Source organism: Streptococcus mitis, assembly GCF_003942795.1.
In the GTDB taxonomy this organism is placed as follows: Bacteria; Bacillota; Bacilli; order Lactobacillales; family Streptococcaceae; genus Streptococcus; species Streptococcus mitis_BJ.
The window spans coordinates 1-2,454 of sequence record NZ_RJNY01000045.1 but is presented as its reverse complement, the minus strand read 5'-3'; the positions used below and the strand labels follow the sequence as shown (position 1 = coordinate 2,454).

Genomic DNA, 2,454 nt, shown 5'->3' with positions numbered 1-2,454 from the left:
GTTTTTGGAGTTGTAGGAGTAGGTGACTTACTAACTTGTATACTCTTAAAACTTGCATTGAAGAGTTTAAAATGAATTCGAAATGGCATTGAAGTAATTACTATGATGAGTTATTCAATCGGTGTTGATTTTTGTAAAAAATAGACAGAGAAAAAACTTCTGTCATATTATGACAATTTCCTAGCTTTTTCTGAAAGTGACATATACTTTTCTTAGGAGAAAGCTAGATGTACTAACGGATAAGAGATTTGAGAGAAGATCACGATTTCACCCAAAAATTTGTTGCAAATTTACTTTCCTTCCCTCATACAAATTATGCACAATTGAGAGAGGAGAGGTTGCCCTAACGGCAGATGTCCTTGTGCAACTTTCTAAACTCTATAACGTTAGTACGGATTACCTATTAGGGTTAACAGATTGTCCAGATATGATAAAACATAAAATGAAATAGTCTCTCCTTGATTTGTTCATTGACAATTGAATAAACCGAGGTGGGACTTTCTTATTTGTCGAGCAATTTAGTGATATACGCCGTGATAGGTGCGAAAATTATTAGCTATAAAATAGAGTGGTTCTCTATCTGTCATGACACAAGTGAGGACAATGATACTTCTAACCGTTTAGGCTGCCATCGTAAAAAGATAGTGGGTGAAACTCCCATGAGTAGTAATATCACCAGTCATTCCCACTGGGATCAACTTAGAGTAACTTGTTATTAGGAGGGAATGTTTTGGAATAATCAGTAGTAAAGTATAGTGTGCAACTTTCAATGCTTAATTTTTTATACTCCTGAAATATGCTGACTAATATTCACATAATCAAAATGTTGGAATTTATAAGTGTGAATAAAAATTTTCATACTATGTCTCCTTGGTTTTTCTTTCTTCACTTATGTGAACTCTGTCAGAAAGTCAGGCTAAATCTTATTTAGTTATAAGTAATGGCTAACTTCTATAGATTGATAATGAAAATTCTAGATTGGATTTGCATAATACTGTTATCAGTAGATCTTCTATCATTGATTTGTTTCACCGGTGTTACAGAATCTCGGTTAGTTTTACAAGTAAAAATAGAATGTTTTCTATCCTAACAACGAGCAGTATAAGCAGTTTTTTCCTTTGTTTAAATAAAACTAAAATTTAGTATTGTTCAGCTTCAGAGAAGTGCTTGTATGATTGATTTGTGAACATTTTCCTATAATTTTGTAATATTTTTGAGACTATAATATATTAGATAAACATGTCTTTTGTGTTTCACTTGATTTTACAATAAGACTAATTTTTGAAAGTCAGTAATTTTAAATAGTTGATAAAATCTTTGCTCCCAGACGGTTAATAGATATGCTTATGAGAAGTGTTTAATAAATTAATTTTAGTTCAAAATGTCCAGTTTGGACACTTTGAAAGATATCTTAGTTTTATATATTATACTTTTCTCAGGAGAAAGCTAGATGTACAGACGTTTGAGAGATTTGAGGGAAGATCACGATTTGACCCAAAAACAAATAGCTAAAATACTTTCGTTTACAAACTCAGCTTATGCTAAAATTGAACGGGGTGAGCATGCCTTGACGGCAGATGTATTGGTAACTCTCTCAAGCTTTTACGATGTCAGTACAGACTATCTATTGGGATTGACAGATTTTCCTGATAAAATTCGCTTTAGAAAATAATCTCCTCAATTTCATAGAGTGTGAAAATGAGGAGATTTTTTATTTGTTCTTTGACAATTAAATAGTCCAAAATGGTACTTTCCTCATTTGTGGAGCAGATTTGAATGGCTCGCCATGACAAGAGCGATTTTAAAACCATCAATAAAATAGAGCGATACTTTATATGCCATGATACAAATGATATACAATGATACTTCTGACCGTTCAGGCTGCCACCGTAAAAGAGCAGCAAGTGTAATTCTTATGATGACTTCATCAGTCATGCCATGGAGGTGAAAAAATCTAAGAAAGGAAGTAGTAAAATCATGGAAACAGTAAACTATAAAGATTTAGTTGCGATTGGTTTTCCAGAGCACACATCTAGAAATATTATTAGACAAGCAAAAAAGATTGCTGTAAAAAAGTTTGAAGAAGCTAGAAAAAATGATAAGAATGCGGTACAATTAGGATGTTCACCTTTCGATAATAAAAGGTTAGGCATTGCTCCTAAAAATATTGTAGAAAATTTAATTGGTATTTCTTTTTCAGATATAGAAGGTGAGAAAAATGGTTATATCAAAGACAAAGAAATATAAAGGTGTATACAAAGATTCAAAAGGAAAAATTTACTTTCAAATTGAATTAGGAGTTGATCCAATAACTGGGAAAAGAATTCAAAAGAAAGGAAGGAAAAATCAACAGGGACTACCGTTTAATTCTTTTAAGGAAGCTTATGAAGAGATACTTCGTTTAAAACATGAATTTGTGAACTCTACTATTAATAATAGTTTTCTAACTTTTAG

2 protein-coding genes and 2 pseudogenes are annotated in these 2,454 nt (G+C 31.7%); all 4 read left to right on the top strand.

The window, feature by feature from the left end; translation table 11 throughout:
• Positions 1–239: 239 nt before the first annotated feature.
• A pseudogene (locus tag D8847_RS10365) lies at positions 240–451 on the top strand (helix-turn-helix domain-containing protein).
• Positions 452–1,450: 999 nt separating this feature from the next.
• Positions 1,451–1,672 carry a helix-turn-helix domain-containing protein gene (locus D8847_RS10355; protein ID WP_049498444.1) on the top strand — a complete coding sequence of 74 codons (222 nt, stop codon included), beginning with the start codon at positions 1,451–1,453 and terminating at the stop codon, positions 1,670–1,672.
• 305 nt (positions 1,673–1,977) lie between these two features.
• On the top strand, positions 1,978–2,247 hold the full coding sequence (locus D8847_RS10345; RefSeq protein ID WP_000450956.1) for a DUF3173 family protein: 270 nt from the start codon (positions 1,978–1,980) through the stop codon (positions 2,245–2,247).
• A pseudogene (locus tag D8847_RS10700) lies at positions 2,219–2,454 on the top strand (site-specific integrase); the annotation flags it as partial. The gene D8847_RS10345 and the pseudogene D8847_RS10700, both read left to right, overlap by 29 nt.